Raw genomic sequence first — 19,144 nt, forward strand, 5'->3', positions numbered from 1 at the left:
TTACTCGGGCGACACCGTCGTCTGCGTGGTCTCGTCGAATTTCGGCCGGTTCGAAGGCAATTGCGAGCCGGTCATGACGAAATAGGCGTTCTCTGCGATGTTGGTGACGTGGTCGCCGATCCGCTCCAGATTCTTGGCGCAGAACAGAAGATGCGTGCAGGCGGTGATGTTGCGCGGGTCTTCCATCATATAGGTAAGCAATTCGCGGAACACCGCCGTGTATTTCACGTCGATCTTCTCGTCGTCAGCGCGGAGTGACTGCAACGCCTGCGGATCGCGCGCGACATATTTGTCGACGACGCCGTGTACCTGCACAAGCACCAATTGAGCCATGGCGTCGATGCTGTGCGACAAGTCGCGCGGCGTCGCGCTCTGGCCGACGGCGCTGACGCGCTTGGCTATGTTCTTGGCGAGATCGCCGATGCGCTCGAGGTCGCCCGCCATACGAATGGCGCCGAGCACGGCGCGCAGATCCTGCGCCATCGGCTGGCGCTTTGCGATCAGAGTTATGGCGCGGTCGTCGAGTTCGCGCTGCCTGGCATCCATGATTGCATCGTCGGATATCACCCGCTGCGCCAGTGCGTTGTCGGACGCCAGAAGCGCCCTGATCGAAGCGCCGACCATCGCGCCGGCGAGATCGCCCATGTCGCGGATCAGACGGTCGACATGCCCGAGTTCCTCGTCGAAAGAGGCAACAGTGTGCTCACCCATTCTATAGTCCTCGCCTTGGCACTCAGCCGAACCGGCCGGTGATGTAGTCCTGCGTGCGCTTGTCGTCGGGGTTCGTGAACATTTTTTCGGTCGCCCCCTCCTCAACGAGATAGCCGATGTGGAACATCGCCGTGCGCTGCGAGACGCGGGCCGCCTGCTGCATCGAATGGGTGACGATGACGATCGTGTAGTTTTCGCGCAACTCGTCGATCAGTTCCTCGACCTTCGCGGTGGCGATCGGGTCGAGCGCCGAGCATGGCTCGTCCATCAGGATAACCTCGGGTGAAACCGCAATGGCGCGCGCGATGCACAGGCGCTGCTGCTGACCGCCGGATAGCCCGGTTCCGGATTCGTTGAGTCGGTCCTTCACCTCGTTCCAGAGCGCCGCCTTCTTAAGGCTCGACTCGACTATCCCGTCGAGCTCGGCCCTGTTCTTGGTCAGTCCATGGATGCGCGGGCCGTAGGCGACGTTCTCGTAGATCGATTTCGGGAACGGATTGGGCTTCTGGAACACCATCCCGACGCGGGCACGCAGCTCGACCACATCGATCTTCGGGTCGTAGACATCCTCGCCGTCGAGCGTGATCTTGCCCGACACCCGTGCGATATCGATCGTGTCGTTCATCCGGTTGAGGCAGCGCAGGAAGGTCGACTTGCCGCAGCCCGACGGGCCGATCAGCGCTGTCACCTGGTTTTCGCGTATGTCGAGGTTCACACCGAAAAGCGCTTGCTTTTCGCCGTAGTGCACATCGACACTCTCGCCCTTCATTTTGACCGCAGGTTCGTTCAAGCCGGCTTGGACCTTCTGTTCGACAGCTGCTTCAGTCATGATATTCATTCCTTTAGCTCCTTTACCAGCGGCGTTCGAAGCGCTGCCTGAGGAAAATCGCGATGCCATTCATGAGCACGAGGAACCCTAGCAGCACAAGAATCGCGGCCGACGTGCGCGCGACGAAGCCGCGCTCGGGGCTGTCCGCCCAGATGTAGATCTGCGTCGGCAGCGCAGTCGATGCCTCCAGAACGCCGGCCGGTGGGCTGGTGATGAAGGCATTCATCCCGATTAGCAGCAGCGGCGCAGTTTCGCCGAGCGCCTGAGCGAGGCCGATAATGGTCCCGGTCATGATCGACGGCATGGAGAGCGGCAGGATGTGATGGAAGATCGCCTCGTGTTTGGAAGCGCCTATGCCGAGCGCTGCCTCGCGGATTGACGACGGCACCGAGGTCAGAGCTGCGCGCGTCACGATGATGATAGTGGGCAATGTCATCAGGGCGAGTACCATGCCGCCGACCAGCGGGGCAGAACGAGGCAGGCCGAACCAGCCGAGGAAGACGGCAAGGCCAAGAAGGCCGAACACCACCGAAGGAACCGCGGCGAGATTGTTGATGTTGATCTCGATCAGGTCGGTGAATCTGTTTTTCGGTGCAAACTCCTCCAGATAGATCGCCGCCGCTATCCCGACAGGAAAGCTGATCAGGAAGCAGACCAGGAGTAGCCAGAACGAGCCCGATATGGCGCCGGACAGACCGGCCAATTCGGGGAAGCGGCTGTCCGCATTGAGGAACAGCGCCCAATTGAAGGGCTGCGTGACCGCGCCCTTTTCCTTGAGCTGGTTGAAAAGTTCGACCTGCTTGTCGTTCACCCGGCGCTGGTTCTCCGGAAGATCGGTGTTCACCAGGCCCTTGGCGAGTTGATCGATCGGATCCGACATCGGCACCATGAACGTCGCCCTTCCGTCGAGGATCGACGGGTCCGCGATGATCTGGTCGCGGATGAGGAATGGCGCCGAGGAGGTGAACATCGAGAAATAGTCGCGTTCCTCGGAACGCGATAGTTCACCGACGTCATCGAGCACTGCCTGACGGAAGATGGTCCGCCAGTTGGCATCCATCAGATCGTCGCGATTGAGTTCGGCCGCGCTGAAATCGATGTCGATCGTCACCATTGACTGCGTGAAGGCGCGGTAGCCGGTGAACGTCAACGTCCCGATCAGAACCGCCAGGAAACCCAGCGCAAACGCGATGGCGACCATGCCATAGATTTGAAGGCGGCGGTCGGCTCCGTAGCGGGCCTTGCGCCGCTTCGCCATCTCTTCGGAATTCCAAACGACCGGCGGACGCGCAGCCGTTGGGGAGCCGCCAATGGTGTCGGTCGTCGCCATCAGTACTTCTCCCGATATTTGCGGACTGTTCGCAGCGCGATCAGGTTCAGGCCAAGGGTGATGATGAACAGCACGAGGCCGAGTGCGAACGCCGCGAGCGTCTTGGGATTGTCGAACTCGCTGTCGCCGATGAGCAGAGTGACGATCTGCACGGTGACCGTGGTGACCGATTCGAAAGGGTTGAGCGTCATCTTTGCGATCAGGCCTGCGGCCATCACGACGATCATCGTCTCGCCGACCGCACGGCTGAGCGCCAACAGCACGCCGCCGACGATGCCGGGAAGCGCTGCAGGCAGGAGAACCTTGCGGATCGTCTCGCCCTTGGTTGCGCCGAGCGCGAACGAGCCCTCGCGAATGGCGCGCGGGACCGCCGCGAAGGCGTCGTCGGACAACGACGAGATGAATGGTATGAGCATGATGCCCATCACGCCGCCGGCTGCAAGCGCGCTGTTTGGCGCCGAATCGATGCCGATCGACAGGCCGAGGCTGCGAACCAGCGGCGCCACGGTCAGAACCGCGAAGAAGCCGTAAACAATGGTCGGAATGCCTGCGAGGATTTCGAGCAGCGGCTTCACCACCGCCCGAAAGCGCTCATTTGCATATTCCGTCAAATAGATGGCCGAGAGAATTCCGGTCGGGATAGCGACCGCCATCGCCAAGGCCGATACGGCGAACGTGCCGAACAGTACGGGGATCATGCCGAAGGCGCCCTGCCCAGCGACCTGGTCGGCGCGGATCGCGATCTGGGGCTCCCAACGCAGGCCGAACAGGAACTCGGTCGCCGGAACGCGGGCAAAGAACTGAAGCGCCTCGTACACCAGAGACAAGACGATACCGGCCGTGGTCAGGATCGCGACCAGCGACGAAAACATCATGAACCAGGTCACCGAACGCTCGACGCTGTGCCGCGCCGGATAGCGCGTCTGGATGGCCCGGATGCCCAGGAACGCACCTACCGCAACCAACGCTGCGACGACCGCGAGCATTGCCCAGCTGGACAGCGCCTGCAACGACTTCAAGTGTGCGACCGCTGCGGTAATCTCGGGCGTCGGCTCGCGGAATACGCTCCCCGCGGCGACTTGCCGTATCTCGCTGATCAGCAGGTTCTTTTCCGAGCCAGATAGGCTGTCTGCGCCGGGATAGCTGCCGATCACGAGCATGTCGATCACGCTGTTCTGGAACAGCAGCCAGAGTAACAGGAAAACGAAGGCTGGAACGCCTGTCCAGATCGCCGCGTTCAGGCCGTGGTAGATCGGCCGGGAGTGCGTCTTTTCCGTTGCGGCGAACCGTTTGCTGCGACCGCGGGCAGCGCCAAGAAACGCCGCGACAAACGCGGCCAGCGCCATGAAGCCGAAAAGGTACCCAGCCATTAGACCCCCGACCAGAAAAGATCGTTATTGACGGATTGCGCAGCCGCCCCGCGAGTTCGGGACGGCTGCGCTTCAGTCCGGCTTAGGAGCCGAGCTTCTTGGCTTCGGTCACAGCCTTCTGGACCTCGGCGCGCTTTTCGTCCGAAAGCGGGGTCAGGCCACGCTCCGGGAGGTATCCGTCCGCTCCGAGAGCGGCGTCCGAGACGTACTCCATGAGGAACTCGTTCATGTTCGGGATCACGTCGCGGTGGGCGTTCTTGATATAGAAGTAGATCGGACGCGACACCGGATAGGAGGCATCGGCGATCGTGTCGAAGTCCGGCGCGACGCCGGCGACCTTCACGGCCTTCAGCTTGTCCGAGTTCTCGTAGAGGAACGAGTAGCCGAAGATGCCGACCGCGTTCGGGTCGGACTCGAGGCGCTGGACGATCAGGTTGTCATTCTCGCCGGCTTCCACGAACGGCCCGTCCTGGCGCATGCGCGAGCAGACCTCGTTCCACTTGTCCTCGTCAGCCTTCTTCAGGTCGGCCATGCCGGGCAGATCCTTGCAGCCGTCATGCATGACGAGCTCGACGAAGGCGTCGCGCGTGCCGGACGTGGGCGGAGGCCCGAAGGCGATGATGTCCACCGACGGCAGCGACGCGTCGATGTCCGACCACTTCTTGTTGGGGTTGGCGACGAAACCGCCTTTGCCGTCCGGGAGTTCGGCTGCAAGCGCCTTGAATATCTGTTCTTCGGTCAGGTCCATGTCGGGCGCGCTGCTGGCATGGGCGATCGAAAGGCCGTCATAGCCGATCAGCGCCTCGGTGATGTCGGTCACGCCATTGTCGGCGCAGAGCTTCACCTCGGATTCCTTGATGGCGCGCGAAGCGCCAGTAATATCGGCAAAATCCGGGCCGACGCCCCCGCAGAAAGCCTTGAAGCCGCCGCCGGTGCCGGTCGACTCGACTACCGGAGCCGGATTGCCGCTCTTGTTGGCAAATTCTTCAGCTGCTGCCTGGCTGTAGGGAAACACGGTCGACGAACCGACGACCTTGACTTGGTCGCGTGCGGCGGCATAGCCGGCGGAGGCGGCGAGCGCCAACGCCGCAGCCGACGCCGTAAGGAGGAATTTCTTCATGTGGCCTACTCCTGTCGGAATTGTTCTCGACGCCCTCTTTTCTAGCGTCGCGTGAGGCCATAGCGCCCGATTGTAACAGTTGGATGACACTTTCGTGTCGGTTGGATAACGTCTTCCGCGGCGTACCCAGGCCCGAAACCTGACCGGACAGGAGCCAGCGCGCGGATGTTTCCGGAATCAAGCGCTTAGGCCAGCAACGGCTAAACCAAGCCGGCTATGCGCCGGTTCCGGAACTGCACAAAATTTATTTGCATGAAGTATGTTCGGCGTTCAGCCGGCGTCGCGCCGCTCGGCCGCCTTGCCTCTCGCCCAGCGCTCGATCTTGTCGAGCAGCGCCTTCGGGCTGATCGGCTTGGGCAGGTAGTCGTCCATGCCCGCCTCGATGCAGCGTTCGCGGTCGCCCTTCAGCGCGTGTGCAGTGACGCCGACGATCGGAACCCGGCTTTGCGTCGCCGCCTCCAGCTCGCGGATGGCGGTCGTCGCTTCGAGCCCGTTCATTCCCGGCATGGAAACATCCATCAGGATCATGCCGGGGTTCATTTCCTGGAAGGCGGCGACGGCCAGCCGGCCATTGCCGACGATCTGGAAGGTGCAGTCGGTTTCGCCGAGTATCTGCGTGAAGACCAGCTGATTGACCTCGTTGTCCTCGGCCACGAGGATGTCGAGCCGATGGCCGTTCGACTTCGCCGGCCGGCTGCGCGGCCGCACGCTCTCTATCGGAGACGCCGGTTCGATCTTTATCTCCGGCGCAACCGGAGCAGCCGGGCGATGGCCCTGCGCGGAACGCCGCTTCTGGATGGTGGCGACCAGCGCTTCGAGAAGCGTCGAGGAGCGCGCCGGCTTGATCAGCTGCGCGTCGATGGAGAGGTCGCGGTAGCTGGCGTTGACCAGCGACTGATCGACAGACGTCAGCATGACGATGGGCGTGTCCGCCAGGTTCGGCGTTGCGCGGATGATGCGCGCCATTTCCGCGCCGGTCATTCCCGGCATCTGGTAGTCGAGCACAATGCAATCGACCGGCACGCCGTAGGCCGCCGCCGCCTCAAGAACCTTCAAGCCCTCGGCGCCGCTTTCGGCAGCGCAGGAATCGAACGTCCAAGACGCCATCTGCTCGGTCAGGATCGCCCGGTTGACCGCGTTGTCGTCGACGACCAGGATTCGCGCGCCGGTCACGTCCACAGGCGCGGCCTTGCGGCCATTCGGCCTGCCGGCGCTCGGCAGAGCGAGCGTGAACCAGAAGGTCGAGCCCTTGCCCTCTGTGCTCTCCACGCCGATTTCGCCGCCCATCAGATCGACCAGGCGCGAGGTGATGGCGAGGCCGAGGCCGGTGCCTTCGTGACGCCGCGTCGAGGACGCATCGACCTGGCTGAATTTCTCGAAGACCTGCCTCAACTTGTCCTTCGGAATGCCTATACCGGTGTCGGTCACCGAGATGCGCAGCTTTGCCATGCCATCGACCATTTCACCTGTCACATCGACAAGGACATGGCCGGAATCGGTAAACTTGACAGCGTTGCCGACAAGGTTGGTGACGATCTGACGGATGCGCCCGACATCGCCGACCACCAGATCATGGAGATTCGGCGCGACCCGCACGATGAGCTCGAGATCCTTTTCCTTGGCTCGGGTGGAAACCAGCGTCGCCACGTCCTCGATCGCCTCGGCAAGATTGAACGGAGCCGGGTCGAGCACGAGCTGGCCGGCGTCGATCTTGGAGAAGTCGAGAATGTCGTTGATGATGGTCAGCAGCGCATTGCCCGATTTCACGATGATGTCGGTGAATGTCTTCTGCTTCGAGTCCAGTTCGGATTTGGCAAGAAGCTCGGCCATGCCGAGCACCCCGTTCATGGGTGTGCGGATTTCATGGCTCATATTGGCCAGGAATTCCGATTTCGCCCGGTCGGCGAGCACGGCGCGGCGCTGCGCTTCCTGAAGCTCGCTCTCGCGCTGCTTGAGTTCGGTGATGTCGGTGCTGGACCCGATGAGATGCACTGTGCCGTCAATCGAGATCAGCCGGTTCTTTTTTGCGATCAGCTGCCGCACCGTCCCGTCGGGATGGGTGAGGCTTTCCTCGAATTCGTTCAATTCGCCGGTGCGAAGCACTTCGAGGTCGCGTTCCGCGAAACCCTCGCCCTCCTCGCCGAAGAAATCGCGGTCGGTGAGGCCAAGGGCCGCCTCCTGCGAGATCCCTGTCATGTTGGCCCAGGCCTTATTGACGAATTCGAACGCCAGGTCGGCATTTTTCACGTAGGTCGAGACCGGAAGTTCGTCGAGCACGTGACGAAACAGGTCGATCTGCCGCATGCTGTCGCGGAGAGCCTTTTCGCGCCGCTTCAATTCGGTGATGTCGACCCTGACGCCGACAAAGGTGCCGTCCGCGGTCCGTGTGTCGAATACCTGATGCCAGCCGCCATCCGGCGCCTGCCTTTCGGAGACGGCGTGGCCTTCGTGGTAGCGCTCCAGATAGCGCTCGATCCAGCGGTCGCGATTGGTATCGTACAGTTTGTCCAGCGAGGGGTCGCCGCTGTGCCGGAAATACCCGATGGAATGGGCCAGCGCGAGGGCGTCGCGCAGAGGTCGGCCAGGCTCCCAGGAAGCCTTCAATCCGGGCAGCGAATCCTGCAGCTTGCGGTTGGCGAAGACAAATTTGTCGTCGCGATCGTATATGATGACGCCGGCGGGCAGCGACTCCAGCACGTCGGCCAAACGCTTCCGCGCTTCTTCCGCTTCGGTCTGGCGCGCCTTGATCTCGCTGACGTCGAACAGGAAGCAGCAGACGTAGTCGTTGCCGCTCTCCATTCGGACGCGATTTTTCCGCACGATGCGCGACCTGCCGATGCCGGTGAACTCGGAGTTCTCCTCGACCTCATAGAGCTCGCCGGTGGCGAGCACATGGCGCTCGGATTCCTCGAACGCCGCGACTTCCGCCGGGTCAAGAAAATCGCCGCCCTTTCGCCCGAGCATCGCCTGCGGCTCCTTGCCGAACAGCTCCGCGAAGGCCTTGTTGACGAACACAAAATTAAGATCGCTGTCCTTGACGAAGATCGGGTCCTTGATGGCGTCGATGACCGCTTCGGCGAGCCGCGACCTTTCATGCGTTTCGGCGAGTTCCGCCTCGCGCTGCTTCATCTCGGTGATGTCGTAGTAGGAGACCAGCCGCTTGCCACCCGACAGCGCGGTCACCGAGTAGATCATGGTACAGCCGTCGGCGCGGCGGAATTCGCGCGGCGCCACGTCGCCGGCCTTGATCTCGGCTAGCCGCGAAGCGACATAGCGCTCCCACTCCACTTCGTCGACATCGTAGATGCCGTTGTGCCGGTTGATGTCCATCAGCGCCCGGAACGGGCTGCCCACGGTTACATCGCCCGGGGCCAGCTTCCATATGTCGTAGAAGGCCTTGTTGATGATCTCGGCCTTCAGTTGCGCGTCGAGCAGAACGACGCCCATCTTCATGGAATCTATCGTCCTCTCCAGGTCGAACAGCAGTTCTTCGCTTCGTTCGTCGGCATGATGCGGTTGCGCCAGATTGGCGCCGGATGCCGGCTCACCGCGCATCGCCTCGAGTTCCTCGAAGGCGGCGAGAACCTTGGTGACGTTGCGCGCCATGCCGCGATAGCCAAGGAATGCCCCCGCCGCATCGAATTTCGGAAAGCCGGTGATCGATATCCAGCGGCAATCGGGCTGTCCATCGGCGAGTTGGTAAACAAAATCGCGAAACGGGCGGCGCGCCTGGAGGTCTTCCAGATGGGCGATGGCGCTCTTGCTGCCCTTGGCGACCTGGTTGAGGAAATCGAAGCGGAAGCGGCCGAGCACTTCGCCGGCGGAAGCGCCGGTTACGCGCTCGTAATCGCTGGAGAGCCAGGAAAAGCGAAGCTCGCTATCGGTCTCCCAGATCCAGTCGGAGCCGGCGTCGCCAATCTGGCGCATCTCCTCGGCAGAAAATTGAAGCGGCGCGCAGGGACCGGCGCCGGAGTAATGTGCTCCGCCTTGACGCGACAGCTCTGCGCCTTGAGTTTCGATCATGCTTCCCCGTCCCGCTTCACCCCGACAACCCCGCCGCAGGTTGGTCCCGGAATATGAGCGACAAGCATTAACGATCAGCTAACCTTAACGGATTGCTGCCATCGCGGCCCGGAGCATTCATGGCGGGCATTGTCATTTCATGCACCGCCGTTAGTTTCGGATCGGGCAGAACCGAACCGGAGCAATGAACATGGCGAGAAGGCCCATCGACACGGCGCCAAAGGACGGCAGCAAAGTCGAGGTGTGCTGGACCGACCGCGACGGCCAGGAAAACCAGTCCGTGGCGCACTACCGTTCGCTCGAAAGGCTGCGGATGGCGGGCGGCGACTGGGACGAGGCGGATACCGGCTGGTGGGCTTATATCGACAGCGAGACGCAGAAGAAGATTTCGCCGCATAGCTGGGTATCAGCGGAAGAAGACGACGAATGACCGCTGAGCGCTCAGCTCTTTTGTTCCAGGGCAAGCTCGCCAGCCCCATTGTTGTTCGGTTTCAGCAACAGGCCGCGGATTTCCGCCAGCGCAGCGTCGGCCGCCGCCAGACGGGCACGGTTGCGCGGCGTCAACAGATCGGGCCGCTGCAGCTTCAGGCGCGCCGTGGCGTAGGCGGCGAGTTGGGCGGCATGGACGCGGGAAAGTTCGCGGAGCGCTTTCTCACCGGTGTAGGGCGACGGCATTGCGGTTCTCCTTCGATCGCCAACGTCCGATTTCGTACAAAGTTTCGTCGCAACCGAAAGCTTGGTTAAGAAAACCGTAACCGTTCGGCCGATGACATTTCGCCCCGCCCCTCGCCGGCCTTGGCCCTGCCGAAGACCGCTCCTGTTGGTCCAGCGGCGTGGAGAGTGGTTTGTTACTTGATCTTGGGCGAGCCATTTGCATCATCGCGAGCCAAAAGACGGGGTTTTGATGCAAGCGATTTTCGACGGCCATAACGACGTTCTGCTCCGCCTCTGGAACCGCCGCAAGGAAGGTGCCGATCCGGTAGCGGATATGAGCGGCGGGGTGGCGGCCGGCCATATCGACCTGCCACGCGCACGTGCCGGCGGCCTGGTCGGCGGTCTTTGCGCCATATACATCCCGTCCGGCGGCCTGGTGCTCGACCAACCCAAGGCAGATGGACGCTACGCGACGCCGCTTTCCAAACCGCTGGAGCGCGCGCCGTCGCTTGATATAGCCATCGAAATGACCGCGATCGCCTTGCAGTTGGAACGCGCCGGCTGCTGGAAGCTCTGCAGGTCGAGCGCAGATATCGACGCGGCCATGGTCGGCGAAAAATTCGCCGCCGTGCTGCACATGGAAGGCTGCGAGGCTATCGGCGAGGATCTGGCCGCGCTGGAGGTGTTCTACGCTGCGGGGCTGCGCTCGCTCGGCCCGGTCTGGAGCCGCAACAACATCTTCGCGCATGGCGTGCCCTTCGCCTATCCGATGAGCCCCGATACCGGGCCCGGCCTGACCGATGCCGGCCGCGCGCTCGTGCGCGAATGCAACCGCATCGGCATCCTGATCGACCTGTCGCACATCACCGAGAAGGGCTTCTGGGACGTGGCCGAGCTCAGCGATCAACCGCTGGTGGCCAGCCATTCGAACGCCCACGCCCTCGTGCCCGTCGCCCGCAACCTCACCGACCGGCAACTCGACGCCATTCGCGAAAGCAAAGGCCTGGTCGGCCTGAACTTCGCCGTCACCATGCTGCGCGCCGACGGCCGCGAAAACGCAGACACGCCCATCAGCGAGATGGTTCGCCACATCGACTACCTCGTCGGCCGGCTCGGCATCGACGGGGTGGCGATCGGATCGGACTTCGACGGCGCGCTGATCCCCAGGGAAATCGGCGACGCAAGTGGGCTTCAGAACCTCGTTGCCGGACTGAAAAGCGCCGGATATGGTGACGCCGATCTCGCGAAAATCTGCCGCGAAAACTGGTTCAGGGTGCTGCGTTCCGCATGGAAGGAGCATCCGGCGAACTGATCCAAAGACAAAAACTCGTCAACAAAAACAGGGAACAGCCAAAATGATGATGGGAAAGATCAACGGACGCTTTCGCGTTCTCCTCGCAGGCGCCGCGCTTTCGGCGCTGGTTTTCGCAGGTGCGCCTGCATATGCAGAAACGCCGGCCGACACTCTGGTCCTCGCCTGGGCGATCGACGACATCATCACCCTGGACCCGGCCGAATCCTTCGAGATCAGCGCCGGCGAGATGATGGGCAACAGCTACGACCGGCTGGTGCGCTTCGATCCGGCCGATCCGTCGAACATCTATGGCGACATCGCCGAAAGCTGGACGGTTTCGGACGACGGCAAGACCTTCACCTTCAAGATCAAGCCCGGCCTGAAATTCGCTTCGGGCAATCCCGTGACCGCCGAGGACGTCGCCTTTTCGATCCAGCGCGTCGTCAAGCTTGACAAGAGCCCGGCTTTCATCCTGACCCAGTTCGGCCTGACCAAGGACAATGTCGACGAGAACGCCAAGGCGACAGACGCCAGCACCTTCGTCTTCGTCACCGACCAGGCCTATGCGCCGACTTTCGTGCTGAACTGCCTGACTTCCAACCCCGCCGCGGTGGTCGACAAGAAGCTGGTGCTCGAGCATGTCGAGGCGGTGACGCCCAGCGAAGAGAACAAGTTCGACAATGATTTCGGCTACGCCTGGCTGAAGACCAATTACGCGGGCTCGGGCCCGATGAAGATCCGCGACTGGCGCGCCAACGAGATCCTGGTGCTGGAGCGCAACGACAATTATTACGGCGACAAGGCTCCGCTCGCCCGCGTCATCTACCGGCACGTCAAGGAGAGCGCCACGCAGCGCCTGATGCTTGAGAGCGGCGACATCGACATCGCCCGCAACCTCTCGCCCAACGATCTCGACGCCGTCAGCGCGAACGAGAACCTCGCCGTCACCTCGACGCCGAAAGGCACCGTCTATTACATCAGCCTGAACCAGAAGAACGAAACGCTGGCCAAGCCGGAAGTGCGTCAGGCCTTCAAATATCTGGTCGACTACGACGCTATCGGCGAAACACTGATCAAGGGCATCGGCGAAATCAACCAAACCTTCCTGCCCAAGGGCATGCTGGGATGGGCCGACGACAAGCCGTTCACGCTCGACGTGGCCAAGGCCAAGGAGCTGCTTGCGGCCGCCGGCGTCCCCGAGGGGTTCTCGGTGACCATGGACGTCCGCAACACGCAGCCGGTCACCGGCATCGCGGAATCCTTCCAGCAGTCGCTGGCCGAGGCCGGAATCAAGATGGAAATCATCCCCGGCGACGGCAAGCAGACGCTGACCAAATACCGCGCCCGCAACCACGACATGTATATCGGCCAGTGGGGCGTCGACTATTGGGATCCGCATTCCAACGCCGACACCTTCACCTCCAATCCGGACAATGCCGACGACGCCAGCTCCAAAACCCTGGCCTGGCGCAACGCCTGGGACATCCCGGAATTGACCGCCGAAACCAAATCCGCCGTGGTCGAGCCGGATTCGGCCAAGCGCGTCGAGATCTACAAGAGCTTGCAGAAGAAGTTCGCCGACACCAGCCCTTTCGTCATGATCTTTCAGCAGACGGAAGTGGCGGGCATGAGCAAGGCCGTGCAGAACTTCAAGCTCGGACCGTCGTCCGACACCACCTATGTCTACAAGGTTTCGAAGAACTGATCTGAAGTAAAACTTCGTGACTGTCGTTGAGATCCCGACCAAGAGCGGGCGCAATCGCGCCCGGTCTTGGTCGATGTCGATCGGGCGCTTCCTGATCATCGTCGCCACCACCTATCTCGGCCTGCTCGCGGTCACCTTCTTCATCGGCCGGGTCATCCCGATCGACCCCGTGCTGGCCATCGTCGGCGATCGCGCGCCGGCCCATGTCATCGAGCGGACGCGCGAGGAAATGGGCCTCAACCTGCCCTACTGGCAGCAGTTCCTCCTCTACGTTAAAGGCGTGTTCCAAGGCGATTTCGGCCGCTCCGTGCTGACCACCAACCCGGTCATGGAGGACATCCGCCGTGTCTTTCCGGCGACTGTCGAACTGGCGACGCTCGGCACGCTGATTGGCGCGCTGATCGGCGTGCCCTTGGGCGTGCTCGCCGCCGTCAAGCGCGGCAGCGTCACCGACCAGATCGTGCGCGTCATCGGCCTTATCGGCTATTCCGTGCCGATCTTCTGGCTCGGCCTGCTGGCGCTGCTGGTGTTCTACGCCAGGCTGCGCTGGACCGCCGGGCCGGGCCGCATCGACGTCGTCTTCGAATACACTTTCACCCCGATCACCGGCTTTTATCTGCTCGACTCGATCCTGCGGCGCGACTGGGCTGCGTTTCGCGACATCTTCGCCCACATCGTCCTGCCCGCCTCGCTACTCGGATATTTCTCGCTCGCCTATATCAGCCGCATGACGCGCTCCTTCATGCTGAACGAACTCAGCCAGGAGTACATCGTGGCGGCCCGCGCCAAGGGGCTCAGCGAAACGCGCATCATCTGGGCCCACGCGCTTCGCAACGCCGCCGTGCCCCTGGTCACGGTGATAGCTCTCTCCTATGCCGGGCTTCTCGAAGGCTCCGTGCTGACCGAGACGGTATTCGCCTGGCCGGGCCTCGGGCTCTACATCACGGACTCGCTGCAGAACGCCGACATGAATGCCGTGCTGGGCGGCACCATCGTCATCGGTTCGGTGTTCATCGGCATCAACCTGTTTGCCGATCTGCTTTACCGCACGCTCGATCCAAGGACGCGAAACGCATGAGTCTCGCCACGATGACCCGCCGCGATTGGCTGCTCAGCGAGCGGCCGCAATCGCGTATGCAGGCAAGGCTCGGGCGCACCTATGTCACCTGGCGGCGCTTTTCGGCCAACCGGCTGGCGCTGGCCGGGCTTGCCATAATCGTCGCGCTTCTGATCGTCGCCGCACTTGCCGATGTGATCTCCCCTCATTCGCCGGTCATCGGCGACCTGCGCGGCTCGCGCCTGCTTCCGCCCGGCCCGGAGCACTGGCTCGGCACCGACGGCCAGGGTCGCGATATTCTTTCCCGGCTGATCCATGGTTCGCGGCTGACGCTGTTCGTCGTCGTTCTCGTCGCCATCATCGCCGCGCCGGTCGGGCTGCTGGTGGGAACCGTCGCCGGCTATGCCGGCGGCTGGACCGACGCGATCCTGATGCGCATCACCGACATTTTTCTCGCCTTTCCCAAGCTGATCCTGGCGCTGGCCTTCGTCGCAGCGCTCGGGCCGGGCATCGAAAACGCAGTGCTGGCCATCGCCATCACCTCGTGGCCGCCCTATGCCCGCATCGCGCGCGCCGAAACAATGACGGTACGCAATTCGGACTATATCGCCGCCGTCCGGCTGATGGGCGCTTCGCCCTTGCGCATCGTCATCCTCCACATCATGCCGCTCTGCATTTCCTCGCTCATCGTGCGCGTCACTCTCGACATGGCCGGCATCATCCTGACCGCTGCCGGGCTCGGCTTTCTCGGCCTCGGCGCGCAGCCGCCGCTGCCCGAATGGGGCGCGATGATCGCCGACGGCCGGCGCTTCATTCTCGACCAGTGGTGGGTGGCGGCGGCGCCCGGCGCGGCGATCCTGATCGTCAGCCTCGGCTTCAACCTGCTCGGCGACGGGCTGCGCGACGCTCTCGACCCGCGAGGCGGCGGCCAATGAGCACAATGCTCGCCGTGGAAAATCTGAGCGTCAGCTTCCCGACGAGAACCGGGATGATCGAGGCGGTGCGCGGCATCTCCTTCTCGCTCGGCCGCGAGCGGCTGGGCATTGTCGGCGAATCCGGCTCGGGAAAATCGCAGACCGGCCGCGCGATCATGGGGCTGACGCCGCCCAACGCGCTGATTTCCGCCGACAGTCTCGAATTCGACGGCATCGACCTCCTGAACGCACCGCCGCAATTGCGCCGCGACCTGCGCGGCAACCGCATCGCCATGATCCTGCAGGATCCGAAATACTCGCTGAACCCGGTGATGAGCATTGGCCGCCAGATCGTCGAGACCTTGCGCACGCATGGGAATGTCGGCAAGGCGGAGGCGCGCGACCGGGCGCTCGCCATGCTGGAAGCCGTGCAGATCAGGGATGCGCGGCGCGTCTACGACCTTTACCCGCACGAGGTTTCCGGCGGCATGGGGCAACGCGCCATGATCGCAATGATGCTGATCGCCGGCCCGGAACTGCTCATCGCCGACGAGCCGACATCGGCGCTCGATGTGACGGTGCAACTCGACATACTCGGCATTCTCGACCGGCTGGTGCGCGAGCGCGGCATGGGGCTGATCTTCATCTCGCACGATCTGCGCCTCGTGTCGTCCTTCTGCGACCGGGTCATCGTCATGTATGCCGGCAGGATCGTCGAGGAACTGCCCGCGACCGAACTCGCCAATGCCGAGCATCCCTATACGCGCGGGCTCCTGAACTGCATGCCCGAGATCGGCGTCGGCCGCCACCCGCTGCCTGTCCTCGACCGCCGGCCGGAGTGGGCGCTATGAATTCTGCGCTCAGCATCGACCGGCTCGAGGTCGCCTACGATCATTTCCGGGCGCTGAAGGGCGTCAGCCTCGATGTCGCCGCCGGCGAATCCTTCGGCCTGGTCGGCGAATCCGGCTCGGGAAAATCGACGCTGCTGCGCGCCGTCGCCGGCCTCGCGCCGGTCAGCGGCGGCACGATCATCGTCAACGGCGAAAAGCTCGGCGACAGGCGCGACAAGGCGTTCTACCGCGAGGTCCAGATGGTGTTCCAGGATCCGTACGGCTCGCTGCATCCGCGCCAGACCGTCGACCGGCTGCTGCTGGAGCCGCTGGTCATCCATGGATTCAAGGACATCGAGCCGCGTATCATCCGCGCCCTGGACGAGGTCGGCCTGGGTTCAGGTTTCCGCTTCCGCTATTCGCACCAGCTCTCAGGCGGCCAACGCCAGCGCGTGGCGATCGCGCGGGCGCTGATTCTCGAACCGTCGATCCTGCTTCTCGACGAGCCGACTTCGGCGCTCGACGCCTCGGTGCAGGCCGAGGTGCTGAACCTCTTGGAACAGGTGCGCCGCGACCGCCGCCTGACCTTCGTGATGGTCAGCCACGACCTCGCGGTGATCACCCATATGTGCGACCGGCTGATGGTCATGCAGGATGGCGAGGAGGTCGAGCGGCTTTCAGCGCCCGATCTCTCGGCGCGCCGGGTCACCAAAGATTATACGCGCAACCTTTTGGTCGCCTCTGAAGGCTTTCGCCGGACTGCCTGAAAGCCGCAGGAAAAGACGTTTCATCTGTGGGTTTTCTCTGTCCGTTCGCACATCCGCGTTGCCGTGGTGATAAGCAGGGCGGCAAGTTCGGCCCGACCGAGTCTCGGCCAACAACACAAGAGCGGAATATGACAATGCTTGCGCGGGCCGGAAAATCCGCATGAAAGTCGGCATCGACATGGGGGCGACGTCCACCGGGACGGCGGCGACGCTCGATCTCGAGGAACTCTTGGCGACGCGCCTTCTCGTCCAGGGCAATTCCGGCTCAGGCAAGTCGCATCTGCTGCGCCGCCTGCTCGAACAGAGCGCGCCCTGGGTGCAGCAATGCGTCATCGACCCGGAAGGCGATTTCGTCACGCTGGCGGAAAAGTTCGGCCATGTCGTGGTCGACGCCGCCCGCACCGAGGCAGAACTCACCCGCATCGCGGCGCGCATCCGCCAGCATCGCGTTTCGGTGGTGCTCAATCTCGAAGGCCTCGATGTCGAGCAGCAAATGCGCGCCGCCGCTGCCTTTCTCGGCGGACTGTTCGATGCCGAGCGCGACTACTGGTATCCGGTCCTGGTGGTTGTCGACGAGGCGCAGCTCTTTGCGCCGGCGGTGGCTGGCGAAGTCAGCGACGACGCGCGAAAACTCTCGCTCGGCGCGATGACCAACCTGATGTGCCGCGGCCGCAAGCGCGGGCTTGCCGGCGTGATCGCCACGCAGCGGCTGGCCAAGCTCGCCAAGAACGTCGCGGCGGAAGCCTCCAATTTCCTGATGGGCCGAACCTTTCTCGACATCGACATGGCGCGCGCCGCCGACCTGCTCGGCATGGAGCGGAGGCAGGCGGAGATGTTCCGCGATCTCGGCCGCGGCCATTTCGTCGCGCTCGGTCCGGCAATGTCGCGCAGGCCGCTGCCCATCACCATCGGCACGGTCGAGACCGCGCCGCGCTCGTCGAGTCCCAAGCTGACGCCGCTGCCCGACGCGCCGGAAGACGCGAGCGAACTGATCTTCACCCCCGGCCCGGAGGAGCGGCGGCCGATCGTCCGCCGTCCGCCCCCGCCTCCAACGCCGACCTCGACGGCTGACATTCTCGCCCAGTTGTCGCGTCCGAAACCCCAGGCGGAACCGGCGGCCGAGCCGCAGTTTCCGGCGATCGACGAGGCCGAGCGCGAGGCGCTGGTCGAGAGCGTGCTGCGTGAAATACTGGAGGACGCCGACGCTTCGTTCCGCTCCGACGCCGTGCTCTACCAGGATTTCCTGGTGCGCTGCCGCATTCGCCGCGTGCCGGGTGAGCCTTTGACGCTGCCGGCTTTCCGGCGAAGATTCGCCGTCGCCCGCGCCGGCGTCGACCAGAAGACGGCTTCCGGCGAAGCCTGGCAGCAGGCGCTGGCGATATCAGAGAGCGTTCCCGACGACATACAGGGCGTGTTCCTGCTGGTCGCGCAGGCCGCAATCACCTCAGCACCCTGCCCCTCCGACGCCGAACTGGCGCGCGCCTATGGCAGCCATTCGGCAAGGCGCGCGCGGCGGCTCCTGACCTATTTCGAGGAGCGCGGGCTCCTGGTGCTGCGCACCGATTTTCGCGGCAACCGCGTCGCCGCCTTTCCCGATCTCGGCTGCGAGACCGCGCCGGGCGATCCGAACCGGCCGGACGCGGCATTGGACGAGCAACTGGCGGCAGAATAGGCCGGCCGAAAATATGCTGAAGAAATTTTTAAAAATCGGCCGGAACTTTTTTCGTGCGCGCCGGTTGTAGCGATGCAGCAGGCATCAGGATCCCCTCCACCAGCCTGTTGCAAGCATAAAAAAGCCGCCTTCCCCCCGAGGCGGCTTTTTTATGCGTCAACGATTTGGCGCAGCGAAAGCTCGAAGCAGATCGTTTTTCAGACTTTGCTGAAACCTATTCGCAGACGATCCGAATGCGGCCAGCCGCCTGAGAGTCGTTCCGGCAGACCAGCGGCTTTGACGGCTCGGCCTGGGTTGCCGGCTTGCTGCTGGCTGCCGGCTGCGGCGGCACTGCCGCCGTGACGGGGCGTGGCCGCGGGCGCGCCTTTGGCGGCGCTGGTTTGGTGCGGGCTACTTGCTGAGGCGCGGGCGGCTTGCGCGGAAATTGTGCCGCGGCGCTTTGCACGGGAGCCGGCTGCGATGCTCGCCAACTGGGGAGCCGGAGTTTGAATAAGTTCGGAATCCTGGGCTGCGCAAGTTCGAGCCTGTTGAGCTCGATGGAGCCGTCCGAAGTCCGCGTGCAGGCGGCAGTCGCCAGAAGAGCAAAGCAGGCCAGCATGACCGCCGCCAGCCTTGCTGTTTCGAACCGTTTTGTCTGAAGGGAGCCTGGCACCGATTTCACCGCTTGCGTAGGCCGTCGGAAGACGGCTTCGCCCCGAATAGCCCATGTGTCGCGAAAATCTGGTACGCCCAAGGGGAATCGAACCCCTGTTTGCGCCGTGAGAGGGCGCCGTCCTGACCGCTAGACGATGGGCGCTGACAGTTCGGCGCGTATAGTCCGGCCGCCAGAAAAATGCAACCGCGATTCGCGACACCTTGGTAGTTCGAT

At 63.2% G+C, this 19,144-nt stretch carries 15 protein-coding genes and 1 tRNA gene; 8 read left to right on the forward strand and 8 right to left on the reverse strand.

Annotated elements, in window-relative coordinates; translation table 11 throughout:
• From phoU to G6N73_RS11965, 6 genes are all read right to left on the reverse strand, one after another.
• Positions 1–711, reverse strand: coding sequence for a phosphate signaling complex protein PhoU (phoU, locus tag G6N73_RS11940; protein WP_165027789.1), 711 nt, complete (start codon positions 709–711; stop codon positions 1–3).
• Between the two features lie 22 nt (positions 712–733).
• Positions 734–1,549, reverse strand: coding sequence for a phosphate ABC transporter ATP-binding protein PstB (gene pstB, locus G6N73_RS11945; protein ID WP_165027790.1), 816 nt, complete (start codon positions 1,547–1,549; stop codon positions 734–736).
• Positions 1,550–1,562: 13 nt separating this feature from the next.
• Positions 1,563–2,870 carry a phosphate ABC transporter permease PstA gene (gene pstA / locus G6N73_RS11950; RefSeq protein ID WP_165027791.1) on the reverse strand — a complete coding sequence of 436 codons (1,308 nt, stop codon included), beginning with the start codon at positions 2,868–2,870 and terminating at the stop codon, positions 1,563–1,565.
• The gene (pstC, locus tag G6N73_RS11955; RefSeq protein WP_165027792.1) at positions 2,870–4,240 is read right to left on the reverse strand and encodes a phosphate ABC transporter permease subunit PstC; all 1,371 of its coding nucleotides are present in this window, start codon (positions 4,238–4,240) and stop codon (positions 2,870–2,872) included. The genes pstA and pstC overlap by 1 nt, the downstream gene beginning before the upstream one ends.
• Before the next feature lie 82 nt (positions 4,241–4,322).
• The gene (locus tag G6N73_RS11960; RefSeq protein WP_165027793.1) at positions 4,323–5,360 is read right to left on the reverse strand and encodes a substrate-binding domain-containing protein; all 1,038 of its coding nucleotides are present in this window, start codon (positions 5,358–5,360) and stop codon (positions 4,323–4,325) included.
• Positions 5,361–5,630: 270 nt separating this feature from the next.
• Positions 5,631–9,383, reverse strand: coding sequence for a response regulator (locus G6N73_RS11965; RefSeq protein ID WP_165027794.1), 3,753 nt, complete (start codon positions 9,381–9,383; stop codon positions 5,631–5,633).
• Between the two features lie 190 nt (positions 9,384–9,573).
• On the opposite strand from G6N73_RS11965, the gene G6N73_RS11970 reads away from it, so the two are divergent.
• The gene (locus G6N73_RS11970; RefSeq protein WP_165027795.1) at positions 9,574–9,813 is read left to right on the forward strand and encodes a hypothetical protein; all 240 of its coding nucleotides are present in this window, start codon (positions 9,574–9,576) and stop codon (positions 9,811–9,813) included.
• A gap of 11 nt (positions 9,814–9,824) precedes the next feature.
• Here G6N73_RS11970 and G6N73_RS11975 read toward each other — a convergent pair whose 3' ends face one another.
• Positions 9,825–10,058 carry a hypothetical protein gene (locus G6N73_RS11975; protein WP_165027797.1) on the reverse strand — a complete coding sequence of 78 codons (234 nt, stop codon included), beginning with the start codon at positions 10,056–10,058 and terminating at the stop codon, positions 9,825–9,827.
• Between the two features lie 229 nt (positions 10,059–10,287).
• Here G6N73_RS11975 and G6N73_RS11980 point away from each other — a divergent pair, with 229 nt between their 5' ends.
• The 7 genes from G6N73_RS11980 (at position 10,288) to G6N73_RS12010 (ending at position 18,276) form a co-directional block, all read left to right on the forward strand.
• Complete coding sequence (locus G6N73_RS11980; protein ID WP_165027799.1) at positions 10,288–11,349, forward strand: dipeptidase; 1,062 nt, start codon at positions 10,288–10,290, stop codon at positions 11,347–11,349.
• Between the two features lie 46 nt (positions 11,350–11,395).
• Positions 11,396–13,036 (forward strand): ABC transporter substrate-binding protein, encoded by a 1,641-nt coding sequence (locus tag G6N73_RS11985; RefSeq protein ID WP_206078817.1) that lies wholly within the window; start codon positions 11,396–11,398, stop codon positions 13,034–13,036.
• 73 nt (positions 13,037–13,109) lie between these two features.
• Positions 13,110–14,114 carry an ABC transporter permease gene (locus G6N73_RS11990; RefSeq protein ID WP_206078818.1) on the forward strand — a complete coding sequence of 335 codons (1,005 nt, stop codon included), beginning with the start codon at positions 13,110–13,112 and terminating at the stop codon, positions 14,112–14,114.
• A complete protein-coding gene (locus tag G6N73_RS11995; protein WP_165027803.1) occupies positions 14,111–15,028 on the forward strand; it encodes an ABC transporter permease in 918 nt (305 codons plus the stop codon). The genes G6N73_RS11990 and G6N73_RS11995 overlap by 4 nt, the downstream gene beginning before the upstream one ends.
• Positions 15,025–15,858, forward strand: a complete 834-nt coding sequence (locus tag G6N73_RS12000; protein WP_165027805.1) for an ABC transporter ATP-binding protein — start codon at positions 15,025–15,027, stop codon at positions 15,856–15,858. The genes G6N73_RS11995 and G6N73_RS12000 overlap by 4 nt, the downstream gene beginning before the upstream one ends.
• Positions 15,855–16,604, forward strand: a complete 750-nt coding sequence (locus G6N73_RS12005) for an ABC transporter ATP-binding protein (protein ID WP_165027807.1) — start codon at positions 15,855–15,857, stop codon at positions 16,602–16,604. The genes G6N73_RS12000 and G6N73_RS12005 overlap by 4 nt, the downstream gene beginning before the upstream one ends.
• Positions 16,605–16,764: 160 nt before the next feature.
• Positions 16,765–18,276: an ATP-binding protein gene (locus tag G6N73_RS12010; protein ID WP_165027808.1), complete on the forward strand. Its 1,512-nt coding sequence runs from the start codon at positions 16,765–16,767 to the stop codon at positions 18,274–18,276.
• Positions 18,277–18,997: 721 nt separating this feature from the next.
• Here G6N73_RS12010 and G6N73_RS12015 read toward each other — a convergent pair.
• Positions 18,998–19,072, reverse strand: a tRNA-Glu gene (locus G6N73_RS12015).
• Positions 19,073–19,144 lie beyond the last annotated feature (72 nt).

Source organism: Allomesorhizobium camelthorni, assembly GCF_011045125.1.
Lineage (GTDB): Bacteria > Pseudomonadota > Alphaproteobacteria > Rhizobiales > Rhizobiaceae > Allomesorhizobium > Allomesorhizobium camelthorni.

Excerpts from the sequence above, each read along its gene's own strand:
- pstA (WP_165027791.1), bottom strand. The coding sequence starts at position 2,870 with ATGGCGACGACCGACACCATTGGCGGCTCCCCAACGGCTGCGCGTCCG.
- G6N73_RS12005 (WP_165027807.1), top strand. The coding sequence starts at position 15,855 with ATGAATTCTGCGCTCAGCATCGACCGGCTCGAGGTCGCCTACGATCAT.
- G6N73_RS12000 (WP_165027805.1), top strand. The coding sequence starts at position 15,025 with ATGAGCACAATGCTCGCCGTGGAAAATCTGAGCGTCAGCTTCCCGACG.
- G6N73_RS11980 (WP_165027799.1), top strand. The coding sequence starts at position 10,288 with ATGCAAGCGATTTTCGACGGCCATAACGACGTTCTGCTCCGCCTCTGG.
- G6N73_RS11985 (WP_206078817.1), top strand. The coding sequence starts at position 11,396 with ATGATGGGAAAGATCAACGGACGCTTTCGCGTTCTCCTCGCAGGCGCC.
- pstB (WP_165027790.1), bottom strand. The coding sequence starts at position 1,549 with ATGAATATCATGACTGAAGCAGCTGTCGAACAGAAGGTCCAAGCCGGC.
- phoU (WP_165027789.1), bottom strand. The coding sequence starts at position 711 with ATGGGTGAGCACACTGTTGCCTCTTTCGACGAGGAACTCGGGCATGTC.
- G6N73_RS11965 (WP_165027794.1), bottom strand. The coding sequence starts at position 9,383 with ATGATCGAAACTCAAGGCGCAGAGCTGTCGCGTCAAGGCGGAGCACAT.
- G6N73_RS11960 (WP_165027793.1), bottom strand. The coding sequence starts at position 5,360 with ATGAAGAAATTCCTCCTTACGGCGTCGGCTGCGGCGTTGGCGCTCGCC.
- G6N73_RS11990 (WP_206078818.1), top strand. The coding sequence starts at position 13,110 with ATGTCGATCGGGCGCTTCCTGATCATCGTCGCCACCACCTATCTCGGC.
- G6N73_RS12010 (WP_165027808.1), top strand. The coding sequence starts at position 16,765 with ATGAAAGTCGGCATCGACATGGGGGCGACGTCCACCGGGACGGCGGCG.
- G6N73_RS11970 (WP_165027795.1), top strand. The coding sequence starts at position 9,574 with ATGGCGAGAAGGCCCATCGACACGGCGCCAAAGGACGGCAGCAAAGTC.
- G6N73_RS11995 (WP_165027803.1), top strand. The coding sequence starts at position 14,111 with ATGAGTCTCGCCACGATGACCCGCCGCGATTGGCTGCTCAGCGAGCGG.
- pstC (WP_165027792.1), bottom strand. The coding sequence starts at position 4,240 with ATGGCTGGGTACCTTTTCGGCTTCATGGCGCTGGCCGCGTTTGTCGCG.
- G6N73_RS11975 (WP_165027797.1), bottom strand. The coding sequence starts at position 10,058 with ATGCCGTCGCCCTACACCGGTGAGAAAGCGCTCCGCGAACTTTCCCGC.